The sequence below is a fragment of the Azospira sp. I13 genome (assembly GCF_003112695.1).
Lineage (GTDB): Bacteria > Pseudomonadota > Gammaproteobacteria > Burkholderiales > Rhodocyclaceae > Azospira.
Window position 1 is genome coordinate 198,304 of record NZ_BFBP01000011.1, and the last position, 18,753, is coordinate 217,056.

Below are 18,753 nucleotides of genomic sequence, written 5' to 3' on the forward strand. Positions count from 1 at the left end.
CAAGCCACTTGCTGGAAAGGCCGCGGTAAAATGCCGCGGCCTTTTTCTTTGGAGCTTTGCCATGACCCTGCGTCATCCCAACGACGTCCTCTTCGCCGGCGAAAAGCCCTTTCCCGTCCTGCCCGTGGTGGATCACTATGCCGGTTCGGAAAAGCTGATGAAAAAGGCCCTGCAACTGCAAGACGAACTGGCCCACAACGGTCAGGCGGTCTTTGATGTCACCTGCGACTGCGAAGATGGCGCCCATGCCGGGGCAGAAGCAGAACACGCAGAGATGGCCGCAGCCATCATCAACAGTCCGGAAAACCGCTTTGGCCGGGTCGGCGCCCGTATCCATGACATCACCCACCCCCACTGGCGCAAGGATCTGGAAATCCTGGTTTATCACGCCGGCCAGCGCCTGGCCTTCCTGACCATCCCCAAGGTTCGCTCCGCCGACGATGCCCGCAGCCAGATCGAGGCCCTGCGCGAAATCGAAGCCCAGTGCCGCATCAGCAAACCCATTCCGGTCCACGTGCTGATTGAGACCCACGGCGCCCTCAAGGAAGCCTGGGAAATCGCCGCCCTGCCCGGGGTGGAGAGCCTGGACTTTGGCCTCATGGACTTCGTCTCCGGCCACCACGGTGCCATCCCCGGTAGCGCCATGAAGAGCCCCGGCCAGTTCGACCACCCCCTGGTGGCCCGGGCCAAGGCCGACATCGCCGCCGCCGCCCTGGCCAACGGCGTGGTACCCGCCCACAACGTCACCACCGAAATCAAAGACACCGCTGTGGCCGCCGGCGATGCCCAGCGGGCCCGCCGGGAATTCGGCTACCTGCGCATGTGGAGCATCCACCCCAACCAGATCATGCCCATTGTCGAGGCCATGCGCCCCGACTTCTCCGAGGTGCAGGAAGCCGCTGATATCCTCACCGCCGCCCAGGATAAGGACTGGGGCCCCATCCAGCATGCCGGCCGACTCCATGACCGGGCCTCCTATCGCTACTACTGGGAGCTGCTGCAACGGGCCCAGGCCACTGGCATGGACCTGCCGCCGGCTGCCGCCCAGCGTTTTTTCAACGCCTGACAAGAACACCGGGCCAGCAAGCAGTCCGGCAATCTGCCGACAACCCGGCGGCAAGCCGGCTCCCCATCAGCGTCCGAAATAGGCAACGACAAAATTTTCCGGACGTAGAAAAAGAAAAGCCGCGATACGCCCAAGGGCGAATATCGCGGCCTTCCTGAAGCAATCCCAGCAGTCCAACTGACCAACCCACTTGCCGTTGCTTGCAGCGCCATGCTGCAAGCCGGCAATGGTGCGAGAGAAGGGACTCGAACCCCCACGCCTTGCGGCGCTGGAACCTAAATCCAGTGCGTCTACCAATTCCGCCACTCTCGCGCGGGCCGCAATTCTAACCGACTTACCCCTATACTGTCAGCCTCGCTGCGGCGGCCAGTCGGCCCCGCCCTGCCGACCCAGAACAACAAGCAGGCCGGACTCGCCGGCTCTCTGCCATGCCCGTCGATCATTACGAAAACTTCCCGGTGGCCTCCCTGCTCCTGCCCGCCCATCTGCGCCGGCCGGTGGAGGTCATCTACCGTTTCGCCCGTAGCGCCGACGACATCGCCGACGAAGGCGATGCCAATGACGCCACCCGCCTCGCCGGCCTGGCGGCCTACCAGCAGGAACTGGATCACATTGCCGACGGCACCACACCGGAAACCCCGCTCTTCCAGGATCTGGCGCCCCTCATCGTCGCCCACGACCTGCCCTTGCAGCCCTTCCGGGACCTGCTCTCCGCCTTCGCCCAGGACGTCACGGTAAAGCGCTACGCCGACTACCCCAGCCTGCTGGATTACTGCGCCCGCTCCGCCAACCCCGTGGGGCGCATCATGCTGCACCTCTTCGAAGTCGCCAGCCCGGCCAACCTGGCCCGCTCCGACGCCATCTGCACTGCCCTGCAGCTGATCAATTTCTGGCAGGACGTGGCCATCGACTGGGAAAAGCAGCGGGTCTACCTGCCCCAGGAAGACCTGCAACGCTTCGGTGTCAGCGAAAGCACCATTGCCGGCGCAGAATGCAACGACGCCTGGCGCTCCCTGATGGCCTTCCAGGTAGAACGCACCCGAGCCCTCATGCAGGCCGGTGCCGATCTGGCCCTGGACCTGCCGGGCCGCTTCGGCTGGGAAATCCGCCTCACCGTCCAGGGCGGCTTGCGCATCCTGGAAAAGATCGACCAGGCCCAGGGCGACATCTTCCGCCACCGCCCACGACTCGGCGGCCCCGACTGGCCCCTGCTGCTGCTGCGTGCCGCCCTGTTCCGCCGCCCGGCCTCCCGCTAGAATCCGAGCCCATGAATCCCCACGACTACTGCCAGCAAAAGGCCGCCGCCAGCGGCTCCTCCTTTACCATCAGCTTCACCTTCCTGCCGGCGCCAAAAAAGCGGGCCATGACGGCGCTCTACGCCTTCTGCCGGGAAGTGGATGACATTGTGGACGAGGTGGAAGACCCTCAGGTAGCCGCCATCAAGCTGGCCTGGTGGCGCCAGGAAGTGGAGCGGATTTTCACCGGCACGCCGCAGCACCCGGTGGCCCAGGCTCTGGCCGACGTAATCAAGACCATACCCCTGGACCAGGAACTGTTGCTGGAAATCATCGACGGCATGGAGATGGACCTGACCCAGGCCCGCTACGCCGACTTCAAATCCCTGCAGCTCTACTGCTACCGGGTGGCCAGCGTGGTGGGGCTGCTCTCCGCCGAAATTTTCGGCATGACGGAGCGGAGCACCCGCAAATACGCCCACGACCTGGGCATGGCCTTCCAGCTCACCAACATCATCCGCGACGTGGGCGAAGACGCCCGCCGGGGCCGCATCTACCTGCCCATGGAAGAGCTGCAGCGTTTCAACGTGCCGGCTGCGGACATCCTCAACAGCCGCCCGAGCGAGGCCTTCGCCGCCCTCATGCAGTTCCAGATCGAGCGGGCCCGCCACTTCTACGACCAGGCCTTCGCCGCCCTGCCGGCAGCCGACCGCAAGACCCAGAAACCCGGTCTGGTGATGGCCGCCATCTACCGCAGCCTGCTCGAGGAAATCGCCGAAGACCCGGGCCTGGTGCTCACCCACCGCATTTCCCTACCCCCGGGACGTAAGCTCTGGCTGGCCCTCAAGGCATGGCTGAAGGGCTGAGCCGGCCCCGGGTGGCGGTGGTCGGCGCCGGCTGGGCCGGCCTGGCCGCCGCAGTGGATCTGACCGTCGGCGGTGCCCGGGTCAGCCTCTTCGAATCCGCCCGCCAGCCCGGCGGCCGGGCCCGCTGCATCGACCTCCAGGGCCTCACCCTGGATAACGGCCCCCACCTGCTGATCGGTGCCTACAGCGCCACCCAGGCCCTGATGGCCCGCATCGGCAGCCAGGATCGCCTGCGGCGCGCGCCCCTCTCCCTGCTCACCCCGCCCCACTTCAGCCTCCGCCTGCCGCGCCTGCCCGCGCCCCTGCACCTGGCCTGGGGGCTGCTGACGGCCCGGGGGATCGGCCTCATGGAAAAGCTGGCCGCCGTCCGCTTCATGGAAGCCCTGAAGGCCCGTGCCTACCGGCTTCCCGAGGACTGCACGGTAAGCCAGCTGCTGCAACACCATCGCCAGGGCCCCGGCCTGATTCGCCTGCTCTGGGAACCCCTCTGCCTGGCGGCCCTCAACACCCCGGCCAGCGCCGCCTCTGCCCAGGTCTTCGCCAATGTGCTGCGGGACAGCCTGGGCGGCCCCCGCAGCGCCACCGACATGCTGCTGCCGACCTGCCATCTGGGCGACCTGGTCCCCGAGCCCGCGCTCGCCTGGCTGGCTGGCCGGGAGCAGACACTTCACCTGTCCACCCGGATTCGCACCCTGCTTCCCGCCGGCCCTGGCTGGCACGTGCATTGGGAAGGGCCGGAGGGGCCCCGGCACGAAACGTTCGACCAGGTAATACTGGCCACCGGCCCCCAGCATGCCGCTGCGCTGCTGCCCGACGTGCCGGCCCTGGCCTCCCTACAACGACAGTTGGGGGCCTTCGCCTACGAGCCCATCGCCACGGTCTATCTTGCCTACCCGCCGGAGGTGGCCCTGCCTTTCCCCCTGCTCGGCCTGGCCGGCCCGGTGGGCCAATGGGTCTTCGACCGGGGCCCGCTGGATGGCCACCCGGGCCTTCTGGCCTGTGTCCTCAGCGCCCACGGCCCCTGGGAAGCCCTGACGCCCGAAGCCCTGGCCCAGGCCCTGCACGGGGAGCTGGAAGCCGCCCTGGGCCAGCCCCTGCCGCCACCCCGCTGGCAACGCATGGTGCGGGAGGCCCGGGCCACCTTCGCCTGCCTGCCCCATCTGGATCGTCCGGCCAACGCCACCGCCCTGCCCGGCCTGTGGCTCGCGGGGGACTACACGGCAGGCGACTATCCCGCCACCCTGGAAGGCGCTGTGCGCAGCGGCCAGAACGCCGCTCGCCTGCTGCTCGACAGCACCGCTGCCCAAGCCTCCTGCTGAGCCGGCGCCCATTTTTTCAGCAAGCCGGAAAAGCCCTGCCGGGCCGGTCAGTTAGGCGCTTTACCCACTGCTTTTCCACAGACTTGTGCCCGTCGATGGTGGATAAACCTCATTTATTCACATGACTTCACGCCTTCCTCCCCCTGGCCAACCTTCTGACGAGGGATTGCCCATTTTTTCAGCAACAGCAAAAAACCCCGCGCCAGCAAAGGCTTGCCACGCTTATCCCCAGGCTCTCCACAGAGCTTTCCCCGCTGATGGTGGATAAATCCAATTAATCCCAAACACAATCTTTCTCACGGACGAGAAATAGCGACCGGCGTAAAATTGACCCAACTCCAAAAACAACCCGATCCCCCGATCCTCCCCAGCCCCATGGTCTTCGGCAAACTATTCAACCGCCTGCGCGGCGGCAATACTCCCTCGCTGCAACCCCTGCCCCTGGAAGCTCTGGTCGCCACCGCGCCCCAGAACACGCCCTCCACCGCCGAACGCTTGCGCCAGGCTGCCGAGAGCCTGTTGCGTCGGGAAGAAATGCTCGACGCCCGCAACCGCCTCTCCGGCTACCGTTTCACTCGCAGTGCCGGTGCCGATGAAGCGGCCTTTCTCCAAGCCCTGGCGGATGTGGACGTGGCGGACTTCGCCCGCCGCCGCCAGGCCCTGGTGCCCATCAGCGCCCGCGCCTTGATGGCCAATGCCCACGTGCCCCTGGCCGCTCCTGGCAGCATCTTTCTGGTAGACCTCAACCAGGAACAGCTGTCACCCGCCGAGTGGCGCCCCCTGCTGGAAAAGATACGCGCCGCTGGTGCCCGCACCGGCCTGCGGGGTCTTACCGCCGCACCGGAGCACGCCGCCCTGCTCGGCCTCGCCGACTTGGCCATCCTCAGTCTCAACGATTACGAGCTGCCCCAGTTCCAGCGCCTCGCCCGCACCCTCAAACAGGCCTCCCCCCAGCTGCTGCTGGCTGCCGACGACGTACCCACCTGGCCGGAGCGCCGCATGTGCGGCTCCTGGAACTTCGATTATTGCCTGGGCCCCTTCTCCACCCTGGCCGACAGCGAAGAGCCGGAAGGCCAGCTGGATAATTCCCGCGTCGTGCTGATGGAAATGCTCAACCTCATCCGGGCCGAAGCCGATCTGGCGGACCTGGGCAACGTCGCCAAGAAAGACCCGGGCATCGCCCTCAAGGTGCTGGCCCTGGCCAACTCCCCGGCCGCCGGCCTGGCCGCCCCCGTCGCCAGCCTGGAGCAGGCCATCATGGTACTGGGCCGGCAGCGGCTCTACCGCTGGCTGACCGTAGCCATGTTCCGGGTGGGCACGCCCCGGGACCGGGACGAAGCGCTGTTGGAAGTCGCCATGACCCGGGCTCGCTTCATGGAGACGGTGGCCGACGGCGTACTGGAGAAAAAAGAATGCGACGAGCTGTTCCTGGTAGGCCTGCTCTCCCTCTTCGACGTACTGCTCAACATGCCCCTGAGCAAGGTACTCGAACTAATCAACCTGGCGGAAGACGTGAATACCGTCCTGCTGCGCAGCGAAGGCCCCTACGCCCGCTTCCTGCAACTGGCCCTGGCGGTGGAGCGGGGCCGCGCCGAACAGGCCGCCGACCTGGCCCTGAGCCTGGGCATCGACCCGGCCAGCCTCACCCCGACCAGCCTGATGGCCCTGGCCTGGGCCGAAGAAGCCCTGGGCAATTCCACCGCCGACCTCTAAACCACCGTCACCATCACCCAGCAAAAAGGGCCGGAAACTTCCGGCCCTTTTGTTTTATCGCTTCCCCGGCATACCTTCGTACCGGCCTGGCAGCCCGGCCCTACGCCGGCCCCGGTGGTCGAGAAGAGTCATTCCTCGGCGGTCAGGGTGATGGTTTCGCCACCGCACTCGACCCGCTGGCCCGGCCGCAGCTTCGCCCGTTTGCGGCTCTCCACCTGGCCATCCACCTTGACCTGGCCCTGATCCACCAGGATGTGGGCCTCGCCCCCGGAAGACACCAGGCTGGCGGCCTTGAGCAGTTGATCGAGCTGGATGTAGTCGCCGCGTACGGCAAAGACCATGGCCATGGAAATTCCTTCAGAAAATAGGACGCCCGGCAGCGCAAGCCGCTGTCGGAAACGAAGGACGCCATTTTCCCAGACTCGGCCCGGCCCCTCCAGACCATGGGGAAAAAATAATTTGGTACTACTACCAAAATATTGGTAGATTTACCAAAATCACTTCTTCCCTCCTGATGGGAACGCCTCCATGAGCGTCAAGGAACGCCTGCTGGATGCCGGCCTCACCCTGCTGCACGAGCAGGGCCTGGCCGCCCTCACCCAGCCCCGCATCGCCAAAGCCGCCGGCGTCAGCCAGAGCCACCTCACCTACTACTTCCCCACCCGGGATGAACTGTTGCTGGCCATCGCCGAGCACTCCGTGGACCAGGCCCTCAGCCGCCAGCTCGGCGCTGCGGGCGGCGACCCGGTGCAGGCCCTGGCCGGCGCCATGCGCTTTCTGCCCCGGGTGCGCATGCTGCTGGGCCTCATCTCCGCCGCAGACCAGGAGCCGGCCCTGCGGGAAGCGGTGGGCCGGCTGGTGGATCACGTGCGCCAATCCATCGCCCTGCTGCTTACCCACCTGAACTACCGCCTGGACCAGACCCAGGTGCTGGTCTTCCACGCCGCCGTGGTGGGCCTGGCGGTGATGCACCTGGGGCGCCAGAGCGCCGTCTCCGAAGCCGAACTGGAAAAGGGCCTGCAACAGCTGCTGGCCCTGCTGCCCCACCCCGACGGGAGAAACACCCCATGAAAACCACCACGCCCCACCCCACTTTCCCCCCTGCTTCCCACACCTTCCCCGCCCTGCTCTCCGGCCTCCTCGCCGCCTTGCTGCTGAGCGCTTGCGGCCAGGGCACCCCAGCCACCTACGCCGGCTACGTGGAAGGGGAATTCGTCTACCTCGCCGCCCCCCAGGCCGGCTACCTGAAAAGCCTGGATGCCCCCCGGGGCCGCCGGGTAACGGCGGGCCAGGCCATCTTCGCCGTGGCCGCCGATCCCGATGCCCAGGCCCTGGCCGAGGCGGAAGCCCGGGCGGATTCAGCCAAGGAAAAGGCAGAGAACCTCAAGGAACCGCGCCGGGCACCGGAGGTCGCCGCCCTGCAAGCCAATCTGCAAGCCGCCCAGGCCAATCGCCGCCTGGCCCACACCCGCCTGCAACAGCAGCAGGCCCTCGCCCGGCAGAACTTTGTCGCCCAGGCCCGCCTGGACGAAGCCCAGAGCGCCTACGACCAGGCTGTGGCCCAGGAGGAAGCGGCCCGCCAGCAACTGCTCAGCTACCGCAGTACCCTGGGCCGCCAGGCCGAAGTGAAGGGCGCCGAGGCCGACTTGCAGGCCGCCGCCGCCCTGGCCGCGCAGAAGCGCTGGGTAGTGGAAAGAAAGGCCGTCACTGCCCCCGCCGCCGGCGAAGTGGCTGACACCTACTACCGCCCCGGCGAATGGGTGCCCGCCGGTGCGCCAGTGGCCAGCCTGCTGCCCGACAACCGGCGCCGGCTGCGCTTCTATGTGCCGGAGACGGCTCTGGCCGGCCTGCAGCCCGGGCAGGAGGTGGAGGCTGGCTGTGACGGCTGCACCACGCCCATCCGCGCCACCATCGACTTCATCGCCCCCCAGGCCGAATACACGCCGCCGGTGATCTACAGCCGGGGCAGCCGGGAAAAGCTGGTCTTCCGCGTCGAAGCCGCCCCGGTCCCGGAACAGGCCGCCCGCCTGCGCCCCGGTCTGCCGGTAGACGTGCGTCTGGCGGAGCACTGAGATGGAGGCCGCCCCTCTGGTCATCGACGTCACCGGCATCAACAAGCACTTCGGCGACAAGCATGTGGTGAAGGACCTGGCGTTACAGGTGCGACAGGGGGAAATTTTCGGTTTCCTCGGCCCCAACGGCAGCGGCAAGACCACTTCCATCCGCATGCTGTGCGGCCTGCTGACGCCGGACAGCGGCCAGGGCACCTGCCTGGGCCTGGACGTGCTGACCGAGAGCGCCGCCATCAAGCGCCAGGTGGGCTACATGACCCAGAAGTTTTCCCTGTGGGACGACCTCACCATCGCTGAAAACCTGGATTTCGTCGCCCGCATGTTCGGCATGGACAATCGCCGCGCCGCAGTGGATCAGGCGCTAGAGGAGCTGGGCCTGACCGGACGCCGCCACCAGCTGGCCGGCACCCTATCCGGCGGCTGGAAGCAGCGCCTGGCCCTGGCCTCCTGCCTGCTGCACCGGCCCCGGCTATTGCTCCTGGACGAGCCTACCGCCGGGGTGGACCCCAAGGCCCGGCGCGATTTCTGGGAAGAAATCCACCACCTCTCCGCCGCCGGCATCACGGTGCTGGTCTCCACCCACTACATGGACGAAGCCGAGCGCTGCCACCGCCTGGCCTACATCGCCTACGGCAACCTGCTGGCCTCGGGCACGGCGGATGAAGTAGTGGCCGGCCAGGGCCTGCACACCTGGGAAATCAGCGGCGACGGCCACAATCATCTGGGTCCCCTGGCCGAGCGCCTGCGCCAGTTGCCCGGAGTGGATCTGGTGGCCAGTTTCGGTGCCGCCCTGCACGTCAGCGGGCGCGATGGCCCCCTGCTGCAAGCCAGTCTGGAAGCCAAACTCCGGGATAACAAGGTGAAGATCACCGCCGTGCCTGCCTCCCTGGAAGATGCCTTCATCCACCTCATGCAGCACAGCGACGACCCTTTGGGGAACTAGACCATGGCCCGCCCGTTTTTCCCCAAGACCTTCTCCCTCTCCCGCTGGCTCGGCATTCTCATCAAGGAATTCATTCAGCTGAAGCGGGACCGGCTGACCTTCGGCATGATCGTCGGCATCCCCATCATCCAGCTGCTGCTCTTCGGCTTCGCCATCAACTCCGACCCCAAGCACCTGCCCACCGCCGTGGTCATGGCCGACCCAGGCCCCTTCGCCCGAGCCTACGTGGCGGCGATGCAGAACAGCGATTACTTCCGCATCGTCGGCAGCGTGGACGAAAAAGAGGCCAGCGACCTGCTGGATCGCAGCCAGGTGCAATTCGTCGTCACCTTCCCGCCAGGCTTCCACCGCGACCTGGTGCGGGGCAAGGCACCGACACTGCTGGTGGAGGCGGACGCCACCGACCCCATGGCCGCCGGCGGCGCCATTTCGGTGCTCAACAAGCTGGGCATGGAAGTCTTCGCCCCCGACCTGCCGGGGCTGGAAAAGCCCGTTGCGCCGCCGGTGGAGCTGCGGGTGCACCGCCGCTACAACGCCGAGGGGCTCACCTCCTACAACGTGGTGCCGGGCCTCCTAGGCGTCATCCTGACCATGACCATGGTGCTGATGACCGGCCTGGCCATGACCCGGGAGCGGGAGCGGGGCACCTTCGAGAACCTGCTGGCCACTCCGGCCACGCCCCTGGAGGTGATGACGGGCAAGATCGTGCCCTACATCCTCATCGGCCTGATCCAGGTAACCCTGATCCTGCTGGCAGCCCGCTTCATTTTCGACGTGCCCATGCACGGCAGCCTGATCCTGCTTTACGCCGTGGTGCTGCTCTTCATCTGCGCCAACCTCACCCTCGGCATCACCTTCAGCTCCATCGCCCGCAATCAGCTGCAGGCCATGCAGATGACCTTCTTTTTCTTCCTGCCCTCCATGCTGCTCTCGGGCTTCATGTTCCCCTTCCGCGGCATGCCGGAATGGGCCCAGGTGGTGGGCAATGTGCTGCCCCTCACCCACTTCCTCATCCTGGTGCGGGGCATCCTGCTCAAGGGTAACGGCCTGGACATGCTGTGGCCCCAGGTCTGGCCCATCCTGGCCTTCATGGCGGCGGTGCTGGCCCTGGGCCTGAAGACTTTCCGCCGTACCCTGGACTGAAGCCGAGACAAGCACTGCCACAATCGGCCGGAGAGGCAGGCTGGGCGCGGGCATCACTGAAACTCCGCGCCCCTGCTGCATCTCCCGGCATGGGGGAGGAAGAATGGCGTCCCTATTGCCTCTGCGGGCAATCCATTTTTAGCGGAAATTCAAAAGGCCGGGCAGGAGCACCCACAAGCGAGCCTGCCGGGAGTTGTTGCCGAAATGGCGACCGAAATAGTTGCTGAAATGACCGTGGGAATGGCTGCTGGAATGGCGATGCCGGGGAACTTGTCCCGCCCTATTCCGTCTGTGGCAGGGGGGCCAGGCCATGGCGCTGGCGGGCTCGGGCGCAGGCCCCGTCGGCAATGCCCAGTTCCGCCAGGGGATTGAATTCCCGGCAGGGCGAGGGCCGCTGGGCGTAGCGGGTGCAATGCACTGCCACGCCGATTTCCCCCGCCAGGGCAATGCAGCGGGGTGAGCCGGTATCCGTCCCCTGCATCCGCACCAGCTGGGCTGTCACCGGCACCGTCAGGGCCGCCGGTATGCCGCCCTCCCAGGCAAAGGCGCCCCCTTCCAGTTCGGCAGGGTGGAAATCGACGCGATAGGCGGCGCAGCAGGCGCCACAGGACTGGCAAATCATCGTAAAAAACCCGGGAGAAAAATGCGCCGGCGGGAGCGGCCAAGCCGCGCAAGAATCGGCGGCCAAAGCGGACCGTACGGGCGCCATTTTCCGCCAAAGCCCCAAACCTAGGAAGAACCTAGGAGTTGCCCCAGGTGAATTTTTTTTAAAAATCATTTAATTTCATGTATATCGTGCCGATATAGTGAGAAACAACTTGAAGAAGTGGCCCCGCCAAAGGCAAACCACTCGCAAAACAGGAGCCGTCATGAACGACACCCCCAAGTCGCTTACTCCCGCCGCCCGGGGTAGATAACTTGCGCACCCCGACCATCCAGGTGCGCCTGCATGAGCCGCTGTGGCTGCGCCTGCTGCGCCGGGCTGCCGTGGTGGGCGGTGTGCTGCTGCTGTGCGCGGCGACATTCCGCATCGGCCAGCATTACCCGCTCACGGCAACGGCCGAGGCACCCCAACCGGCCCCGGCCGCTCCGGTCGCCGAAGCCGCAGTCCCCCAGAACAAACCGGTGGCGGCGAATGCCGTCAGCCCGGCCACGGCGCCGGGCCCAAGCCTGCCCACCGCCCCCTCTGCCGACCAGGCCACGACGCCCGGCCTGGATGCGGCAGCCCAGGAAACCAACCGGGACGGCCTGGAGCTGAAAGGTACCCGGCTCTCCCTGGACCCGGCCAACGGTGAGCAGCTGCGCTATCGCCTGACCCTGGCCAATACCGGCCGCAGATTCAACGGCAGCCTGCGCTTTACCTTCACGGGGGAGCGGGAAGGCAAGGCCGAACAGTGGCGTTACCCCGCCAACGGGGCGATGCCTGATCCGAAGTTGCAAGTGGAAGTGAGCCGTTTCCTCAAGACCGAAGGGGTCATCGCCCTACCGTCTGGCTTTGTCCCCCGGGCAGCCACGGTAGATCTCCTGGAACCCGAAGGGGTTCGCCTGAGCAAACAGACACGGATAGGACGACCATCATGAAAAACATCAAGGGATCCCGTTTTGGCAGCGGCGGCCTACCGCCCATGCAGGGCGTCATTCCGGCCAGCGCCACCCTCCACGGCGACCTGGAATTCTCCGGCGGCCTGTGGGTCGACGGCCATGTGCGGGGCGACCTGCGGGGCCGTGAAGGCCAGGACCCGGTGCTGGTGATCAATCACGACGCCTCGATCAAGGGCCATCTGATTGCCGACCACATCATCGTGCACGGCACCGTCAGCGGCGGCATCGAGGCCCGGGCCAGCCTCACCCTGGGGCCTTCCGCCCGGGTGCGCGGCGGCCATATCCGCTATGGCGAGGTGAGCATTGCCGAAGGCGCCACGGTGAGCGGCCAGATGCACTGCACTGCCCTCCCCGGCGAAGCACCGGCGGCGACGGAAGCGCCCCGTCGCGTCACCAAGGTACGCTCCGCCGGCTAACATCCGGCGCTGTTTTGCGCCGCCCCGGCGGAACACTTTCGTTTTCTGCAGCGCCAGCAGGGGCTGGCGTTAGCCGGAATTGCCCTAGTTCCCTTACTTCCGCTGCTTTACCCCAGCGCTGCTCCAGCCTTGCCGGCCCCTTGTTCCGAGGGGTTCTCTGCACCTTCCGCAGCGCCTTCCCCGGCCGCTTCCCGGCTGCGCCACAGGGCCACCTGGGCCGGCGTCAGCACGCCGGTGGCTGCCAGCACTGCCGTCACCGCTTCACAATCCCGGGCCGGGCGCACCTGCTGGAACAGGGCTTCGGCCTCGGGCCAGGTCCGCCGCAGCAAGCCCAGCCAAAGCTTGAGCCGGCCGGAACGATGGCGAGGATTCAGTTTGGCCTGCACCCGCAGCCAGAAATCGGCCACCGCCGGCACCACCAGCGCCCAGGCGTCGGTACCGGCAATGGCTTCGCCCTTGATGCGCCTTGCCAGCAGCGGATCAGCCACGGCCCCCCGGCCCAGCATCACGTCGGCGCAGCCGGAAACCTCCCGGATGGCCTGCCAGTCTTCCAGGGTCCACACCTCGCCGTTGGCCACCACCGGCACCGCCACGCTTTCGGCGATGCGGGCGATCCAGTGCCAGTGGGCGGGCGGCGTGTAGCCTTCCTCCTTGGTGCGGGCATGCACCACCAGTTCCGCCGCACCGCCTTCTGCCAGGGCCCGGGCGCAGTCCAGGGTCAGGGCCGTATCCTTCACTCCCAGACGCATTTTCGCTGTCAACGGCACATCCACCGGCATGGCCCTGCGTACCGTGGCGACGATGCGATGCAGTAGTTCGGGATCGTTGAGCAGGATGGCGCCGCCGCCATGGCGATTGACCATGGGGGCAGGGCAGCCGAAATTGAGATCCACCGCCTGGGGCCCCAGGCCGGCAGCCCGGGCGGCATTGTCTGCCAGACACTCGGGGTCGGAGCCCAGCAACTGCACGACAATCGGCGTGCCAGCCTCGGTGCGGCCACCTTGGGCCAGTTCGGGGGACATGCGGTGGAAGGCCCGGTTCGGCAGCAGGGCATCGGTGATGCGGATGAACTCGGTGACACACCAGTCATAACCGCCGATGGCGGTCAGCACCTCGCGCATCACGTCGTCTGCCAGGCCCTGCATGGGGGCCAGCGCCAGTCTTGCCATAGTGCCGTTCAGGGGAAAAAGGGAGGCCGGTATTCTACCGAAGGGGAGGCCCTATTCTACCGAAGGCGCCGTCCCGGGGCCGAAATCAATCGTTAAACCACCCGGCAACCCGCCCCCTCAGTCATCCTCGCCATCACTCATGCCGTACTCCCGGTCGAGCCGGTTCATGTAGCGGGCGTAGAACCAGACGATGAAGACATAGACGAGCAGGCTGCCCTGGGCCCCCATGTAAAAGCCCAGGGGAAAGCCGAGGAAGGTCATTTCATTGAGCTCCCGGGCGTAGAAGCTGACCCCGTAGCTGACGGCAAACCAGAGCAGGAGCAGCAGCCCGGTCATGCGCAGGTTTTTCCTCCAGTATTCCCGGTGGCGTTGGGCGCTATCCATGGCGGCAGTCTCCCGGCCCTAGCTGCGCGGGTAGCGGACCTGCTCGACGAAGTCCTGCACCTGCTGGGCCGGTGGTGGCGTGAGCAGGCTGACGACGACGATGGTGAGGAAACCGGCGGGCACACCCCAGATACCGGCAGCGGTGGACTGGATACCGAACCAGGGCTCCATGCCGATGCCTTGCAAACCGAGCCAGGGCACGGAATCGAAATGCACCCGCACCATGTAGTAAAGGGTGATGAGCAGGCCCACTACCATACCGGAAACAGCCCCGGCCTTATTGGCCCGTTTCCAGAAAATGCCCATCACCAGGGCCGGGAACAGGGCCGCCGCCGCCAGGGAGAAGGCCCAGGCCACCATGTAGAGGATGGTGGCCGGGCGCTGGGCGGCTACGGTGGCCGCCAGCACGGCCACCACCAGCAGCAGGGATTTGGAGATGACCAGCCGCCACTGGGTGGAGGCCTGGGGGCGCACGATCTTGTAGTAGAAATCGTGGGAGAGGGAGCTGGTGATGGTGAGCAGCAGACCGTCGGCCGTAGACAGGGCGGCCGCCAGCCCACCAGCCGCCACCAGACCGGACACCACATAGGGCAGGCCGGCGATTTCCGGCGTCGCCAGCACGATCACATCCGGATTGAGGGATAGCTCCGCCAGTTGCAGGAGACCGTCGCCGTTGATGTCTTCGATGGCCACCAGGCCCACCTTGCCCCAGGCCGCGACCCAGGAGGGCAGATGGGCGATGGGGGTGTTGATGAGGGTGGCGTAAACCTCGTACTTGGCAAACACCGCGTAGGCCGGCGCCGTGAGGTAGAGCAGCAGGATGAAGAAGAGCGACCAGGTCACCGACTGCCGCGCTTCCTTCACCGTCGGCGTGGTGTAGTAGCGCATGAGAATGTGGGGCAAGGCTGCCGTGCCCACCATGAGACAGAACATGAGGCTGAGAAAATTCAGGCGGGCCGCCGAGGATTCCGCTTCGTTGCGGCCGGGGAAGGCTTCGGCATGGTGGATGGGTACGGAGCCCTTGCCGGCAGCGGTACGCATGGCCGCATCCCAGCGCTCCCGCGCCGCCTCGGGGGTGGGCGGCAGCTCCCTGCGCTGCTTTTCCAGGGCTGCCACGTCACGCATGGGGGCATCCTCGGCCTTCAGTTCGTTGATGCGCACCGTCAGGCGCTGACGCTCGTCAGCCAGAGACTGGGGCAGGCGGACGATCTTCTCGTAGTAGGTATCAGCCCGCTGCCGGTACAGGGCCCGGGCCTGCTGCTCCGCCGGGGTCTCGAACAGCCGGTCTTCCAGCTTGCCCACTTCCTGCAGCATTTCGCCATAGACCAGCTGGGGAATGGGGACACGGGTGAGCTGGTAGGAAAGCAGGGTCACCGGCACCACGTAGGCGATGATGAGGATGACGTACTGGGCCACCTGGGTCCAGGTCACCGCCCGCATGCCACCGAGGAAGGAACACACCAGGATGCCCGCCAGGCCGACGAAGACGCCGATCTCGAATTGCAGATTGACGAAGCGGCTGGTGATCAGCCCGACGCCGTAGATCTGGGCCACCACATAGACGAAGGAGGCAAGGATGGCGGCAGCCCCGCCCACCAGCCGCGCAGCATTGCCGCCGTAGCGCACGGCGAGGAAGTCGGGAATGGTGAATTGGCCAAACTTACGCAGGTAGGGCGCCAGGAACAGGGCCACCAGGACGAAGCCGCCGGTCCAGCCCATGATGAAGGCCAACCCCTGGTAGCCCGTCAGGTACAGCGTACCGGCCATGCCGATGAAGGAGGCGGCGGACATCCAGTCCGCCCCCGTGGCCATGCCGTTGAACAGGGCCGGTACCCGCCGCCCCGCCACGTAGTACTCGGAGACATCCGAAGTACGGCTCATGATGCCGATGGTGGCGTAGATCAGGATGGTGAACAGCAGGAAGGCGTAGCCGATCCAGCGGGGGCCGAGTCCCTGATGCTCAAGCAGGGCCAGCACCAGGATGAAGACGAGAAAGCCGACGGTATAGGTCAGGTAGTAGCGCTTGAGCTGGGCGCGGAAGACCTGGTAGGCCGACATGGCGGATTTCGTCCTAGTTGCTGCGCCGCAGCCAGCGCCGCACCCGCTCGATTTCCATCACCCGGGCCGGGCATTCGGCCCCCCGGTCGCCAGCCCGGGCAATGGCCACCTGCAGCAGCTTGGCGGTGGCATAGCAGTCGGAAACGGCATTGTGGCGCTGGATGTTTTCGATGTCGAAGAGGTTGAGCCAGCTATCCAGGGCCACGTTGGTGTCGATCTTCTCCTGGAACAGCTCGGGCATGATCCAGGCCAGGTCGAGCCACTGGGGCTCGAACTTGTAGCCCAGATACTTTTCCATGGCTCGGGCAATCATAGAGTGGTCGAACACGGCGTGGTACGCCACCAGGGGGCTCTTGCCGATGTAGTCGAGGAAGAGCAGCAGCGCATCTTCCGGCTCCATCCCTTCCCGTTGGGCGGACCCGCCGATGCCATGAAGCAGGATGTTTTCCGTATCGCTTACCACGTCCTGCTTGAGAATCACCTCGAAAGCATCCTGGGTGTCGATGAGGCCATTGACCACGGCCACGGCACCGATGGAGATGAGGCGGTCCTTCACCATGTTGAGGCCGGAGGATTCCACATCCACCACCACGTAGCGGGTCTGGAAATGGCTGCGTTCCAGGTCGGCATCGGGGAGCTGGCGCCAGCGTTCCAGGCGCTCCAGCCGCTCCGGGGAGAGAACGACGGGAGCGGCCTTGCTGCCGAAAAGTCGGGAGAGCCAGCTCATACCTGATAGTCCAGCTTGAGCCGGGTCTGGATCTTGCGGACCTGGCGGAAGGATTCCTTGAGGATGCGACGGTCCAGCTCATTGAGCTTGTCCGGGTGGATGCGGTTGTCCCCGGCGTGGCCCGCTTCAGATTCCAGGTGCTGGTGGCGCAGGCGCAGCAGCTGAATGAAGTTGAAGGAATCAATGAGGGCGGACATGTCGTCGTTGCTCATGCCCAGGCGCTTGGTGCAGTGGCGCAGGCGCTGCACGGTGTTGGTGTTGTGCAGCCCGGCGGCCAGGGCGTAGATGCGAGCCACGTCCACGAAGAGGCGGGCGCCGTATTTCTTCAGGTCGATGGTGCCCGGGTGTTCCGGGTCCAGGTCGGTGACGAAGTCGCGGATCTTGCCCAGGGGCGGCTCCACGCTCAAGGCGTTGAGGGCCATCATCTTAAGGAAGCTGGGATTGGCCACGGTCAGGCTGAGTAGCCACTTGCGCAGGCGCTCCCCCAGGCTGGGGTTGCCGTAGAGGGTGCGGAAGTCGAAGAAGATGGTGGCGTTGAGCAGGGCGGTGGGGTCGGGCCGGCGCACCCAGTTGGTGAACTTCTCTTCCCACTCTTCCAGGGTCAGGCACAGCTCCGGGTTGCCGGCCATGATGTTGCCGGTGCACAGGGGGAAGCCACACTTGTCCAGGTCGGAATTCATGTCCTGGGCGAATTCCAGCAGCCGCATCTTCAGCTGTTCCTTGTCCATGAAGTCGGGGCACAGATAGATGATGCCGTTGTCCTGGTCAGTGCTGAAAGTCTGCTCCTCCCGCCCTTCCGAACCGAAGGAAAGCCAGGCCCATTCGACGCCGTAGAGGTCGTGCTTGTCCAGGTTCAGTTCGAGCACCCGGCGGGTGATGGTGTCGTTGAGGGCGGAGATGAACTGGGTCACCTGCTCCGCACCAACCCCCTGGGCCAGCATGTTCACTGCCAGCTGGCGCACGTCCTGGCTGGTCTGCAGGAGGGTTTCCAGGTCCGGCGCGGTTTCCACGGACTGGCGGATCTGGCGCAGGCCGACCCGCTGCAGGGTGAACAGGTCCCGCTCGGAAATCACCCCTTTGAGGCGACCCTCCGCATCCACCACCAGCACGTGGCGGATGCCATGCATGGCCATGGCCAGGGCGGCATCGTAGGCATAGACCGTGTCATGGAGGGTATGGGGGCCCTTCGACATGACCTTGCTGATGGGCTCCTCCAGGGCGATACCGGCCAGCACCACCCGGTGCAGCACGTCGCTCTGGGTGAAGATGCCCACCGGCTTGTTTTCCTCGTCGGTGACGATCATGGAGCCCAGGCGTTGCTGGCCCATGGCTTCCAGCACCTGGCGCAGGGGCGTCTCGGGCCGCACGGAGACAGGCTCCCGTTTGACCAGGGCCGAGAGGGAGGTGTTGAGGGATTGCTGCTCCGCCGCCCGCTGGGCGAACTGCACCTGCAACTGCTGCCGCGACTGGTTGAGCAGGCTGGCGATGTACTGGGTACAGAACAGGTTGAAGACCGAGCTCATGCGCATGACTTCAAAGAAGTCGTCGGCAGAAAGCTGATAACAGAAGACATCCTCAATGGCGGTGTAGCCATTGGTGGAGGCGCGCTGGGCCGTGACGGCGCCGATGGGAAAACACTCCCCCGGCCCCAGGGTCATGGCGTTGTATTCGGTGACATTCACCTCGCCGGCCTGGCGTGCCACCACCTTGCCCCGCTGCATGATGTAGAAGGTGCGGGCAACGCCCATGTCGGGCGTCAGGATGGCCGCATCCTTGTGGTAGTAGGCCAGCTTGGCGCGCTCGGCGAGAAAGCGCAGGGCCGGCGTCTCCATGCGGTCGAAGGGGGAATGACGGCGCAGGAACTCCATGGTGGCGGAGACCAGCATCTGGGTTGCGTTTGTGGACATTTTTGGAATTCTCTCCCTGCGCAACGAAACAAATGAAGAGGCCGGCGCGAACAATTTCGCGCCGGCCTGAAAGCGGTCTTTATATTTTGCCGCTTGGCTTACAGAGATGTCGATCTACCAGTGGATCAGGCCG

Annotated in this window: 18 protein-coding genes and 1 tRNA gene; 11 read left to right on the forward strand and 8 right to left on the reverse strand. The window is 65.8% G+C overall.

Annotation, left to right across the window (positions count from 1 at the left end; all coding sequences use genetic code 11):
- The first annotated feature begins 61 nt into the window (after positions 1–61).
- Positions 62–1,066, forward strand: a complete 1,005-nt coding sequence (locus AZSI13_RS10915; RefSeq protein WP_109041190.1) for a CoA ester lyase — start codon at positions 62–64, stop codon at positions 1,064–1,066.
- A gap of 227 nt (positions 1,067–1,293) precedes the next feature.
- On the opposite strand, the gene AZSI13_RS10920 is transcribed toward AZSI13_RS10915, so the two are convergent.
- Positions 1,294–1,378, reverse strand: a tRNA-Leu gene (locus AZSI13_RS10920).
- A gap of 116 nt (positions 1,379–1,494) precedes the next feature.
- On the opposite strand from AZSI13_RS10920, the gene hpnC reads away from it, so the two are divergent.
- From hpnC to AZSI13_RS10940, 4 genes are all read left to right on the forward strand, one after another.
- Positions 1,495–2,322 (forward strand): squalene synthase HpnC, encoded by an 828-nt coding sequence (hpnC, locus tag AZSI13_RS10925; protein ID WP_109041191.1) that lies wholly within the window; start codon positions 1,495–1,497, stop codon positions 2,320–2,322.
- A gap of 11 nt (positions 2,323–2,333) precedes the next feature.
- The gene (gene hpnD, locus AZSI13_RS10930; RefSeq protein WP_109041192.1) at positions 2,334–3,167 is read left to right on the forward strand and encodes a presqualene diphosphate synthase HpnD; all 834 of its coding nucleotides are present in this window, start codon (positions 2,334–2,336) and stop codon (positions 3,165–3,167) included.
- The gene (gene hpnE, locus AZSI13_RS10935) at positions 3,152–4,486 is read left to right on the forward strand and encodes a hydroxysqualene dehydroxylase HpnE (protein WP_109041193.1); all 1,335 of its coding nucleotides are present in this window, start codon (positions 3,152–3,154) and stop codon (positions 4,484–4,486) included. Before hpnD ends, hpnE begins: the two co-directional genes overlap by 16 nt.
- A gap of 327 nt (positions 4,487–4,813) precedes the next feature.
- Positions 4,814–6,199 carry an EAL and HDOD domain-containing protein gene (locus AZSI13_RS10940; RefSeq protein ID WP_133247307.1) on the forward strand — a complete coding sequence of 462 codons (1,386 nt, stop codon included), beginning with the start codon at positions 4,814–4,816 and terminating at the stop codon, positions 6,197–6,199.
- 128 nt (positions 6,200–6,327) lie between these two features.
- Here the strand turns inward: AZSI13_RS10940 and AZSI13_RS10945 are convergent, their stop codons facing one another.
- The gene (locus tag AZSI13_RS10945) at positions 6,328–6,546 is read right to left on the reverse strand and encodes an RNA-binding S4 domain-containing protein (RefSeq protein ID WP_109041195.1); all 219 of its coding nucleotides are present in this window, start codon (positions 6,544–6,546) and stop codon (positions 6,328–6,330) included.
- Positions 6,547–6,727: 181 nt separating this feature from the next.
- Here AZSI13_RS10945 and AZSI13_RS10950 point away from each other — a divergent pair, with 181 nt between their 5' ends.
- From AZSI13_RS10950 to AZSI13_RS10965, 4 genes are read left to right on the forward strand one after another with little or no spacing between them, the layout of a single operon-like run.
- Positions 6,728–7,270: a TetR/AcrR family transcriptional regulator gene (locus AZSI13_RS10950; RefSeq protein WP_109041196.1), complete on the forward strand. Its 543-nt coding sequence runs from the start codon at positions 6,728–6,730 to the stop codon at positions 7,268–7,270.
- Positions 7,267–8,271, forward strand: coding sequence for an HlyD family secretion protein (locus AZSI13_RS10955; RefSeq protein WP_109041197.1), 1,005 nt, complete (start codon positions 7,267–7,269; stop codon positions 8,269–8,271). Before AZSI13_RS10950 ends, AZSI13_RS10955 begins: the two co-directional genes overlap by 4 nt.
- Position 8,272: 1 nt before the next feature.
- Entirely contained in the window at positions 8,273–9,214 is a 942-nt protein-coding gene (locus AZSI13_RS10960) for an ABC transporter ATP-binding protein (protein WP_109041198.1), read from the forward strand.
- 3 nt (positions 9,215–9,217) lie between these two features.
- The gene (locus tag AZSI13_RS10965; protein ID WP_109041199.1) at positions 9,218–10,357 is read left to right on the forward strand and encodes an ABC transporter permease; all 1,140 of its coding nucleotides are present in this window, start codon (positions 9,218–9,220) and stop codon (positions 10,355–10,357) included.
- Between the two features lie 280 nt (positions 10,358–10,637).
- On the opposite strand, the gene AZSI13_RS10970 is transcribed toward AZSI13_RS10965, so the two are convergent.
- Positions 10,638–10,979 (reverse strand): YkgJ family cysteine cluster protein, encoded by a 342-nt coding sequence (locus tag AZSI13_RS10970; protein ID WP_109041200.1) that lies wholly within the window; start codon positions 10,977–10,979, stop codon positions 10,638–10,640.
- Positions 10,980–11,275: 296 nt separating this feature from the next.
- On the opposite strand from AZSI13_RS10970, the gene AZSI13_RS10975 reads away from it, so the two are divergent.
- The gene (locus AZSI13_RS10975) at positions 11,276–11,938 is read left to right on the forward strand and encodes a DUF6776 family protein (RefSeq protein WP_109041201.1); all 663 of its coding nucleotides are present in this window, start codon (positions 11,276–11,278) and stop codon (positions 11,936–11,938) included.
- Positions 11,935–12,375, forward strand: coding sequence for a polymer-forming cytoskeletal protein (locus AZSI13_RS10980; protein WP_109041202.1), 441 nt, complete (start codon positions 11,935–11,937; stop codon positions 12,373–12,375). Before AZSI13_RS10975 ends, AZSI13_RS10980 begins: the two co-directional genes overlap by 4 nt.
- Before the next feature lie 107 nt (positions 12,376–12,482).
- Here the strand turns inward: AZSI13_RS10980 and AZSI13_RS10985 are convergent, their stop codons facing one another.
- The 5 genes from AZSI13_RS10985 to AZSI13_RS11005 all read right to left on the reverse strand — a co-directional run bounded on the left by AZSI13_RS10985 (position 12,483) and on the right by AZSI13_RS11005 (position 18,620).
- The gene (locus tag AZSI13_RS10985) at positions 12,483–13,544 is read right to left on the reverse strand and encodes a tRNA-dihydrouridine synthase (protein ID WP_109041203.1); all 1,062 of its coding nucleotides are present in this window, start codon (positions 13,542–13,544) and stop codon (positions 12,483–12,485) included.
- Between the two features lie 117 nt (positions 13,545–13,661).
- Positions 13,662–13,928, reverse strand: a complete 267-nt coding sequence (locus AZSI13_RS10990; protein WP_109041204.1) for a DUF4212 domain-containing protein — start codon at positions 13,926–13,928, stop codon at positions 13,662–13,664.
- 18 nt (positions 13,929–13,946) lie between these two features.
- Positions 13,947–15,986, reverse strand: a complete 2,040-nt coding sequence (locus AZSI13_RS10995) for a sodium:solute symporter family protein (protein ID WP_109041205.1) — start codon at positions 15,984–15,986, stop codon at positions 13,947–13,949.
- Positions 15,987–15,999: 13 nt separating this feature from the next.
- Positions 16,000–16,713, reverse strand: coding sequence for a PolC-type DNA polymerase III (locus tag AZSI13_RS11000; protein ID WP_109041206.1), 714 nt, complete (start codon positions 16,711–16,713; stop codon positions 16,000–16,002).
- A complete protein-coding gene (locus tag AZSI13_RS11005) occupies positions 16,710–18,620 on the reverse strand; it encodes a DUF294 nucleotidyltransferase-like domain-containing protein (protein ID WP_109041207.1) in 1,911 nt (636 codons plus the stop codon). The genes AZSI13_RS11000 and AZSI13_RS11005 overlap by 4 nt, the downstream gene beginning before the upstream one ends.
- Between the last annotated feature and the right edge of the window lie 133 nt (positions 18,621–18,753).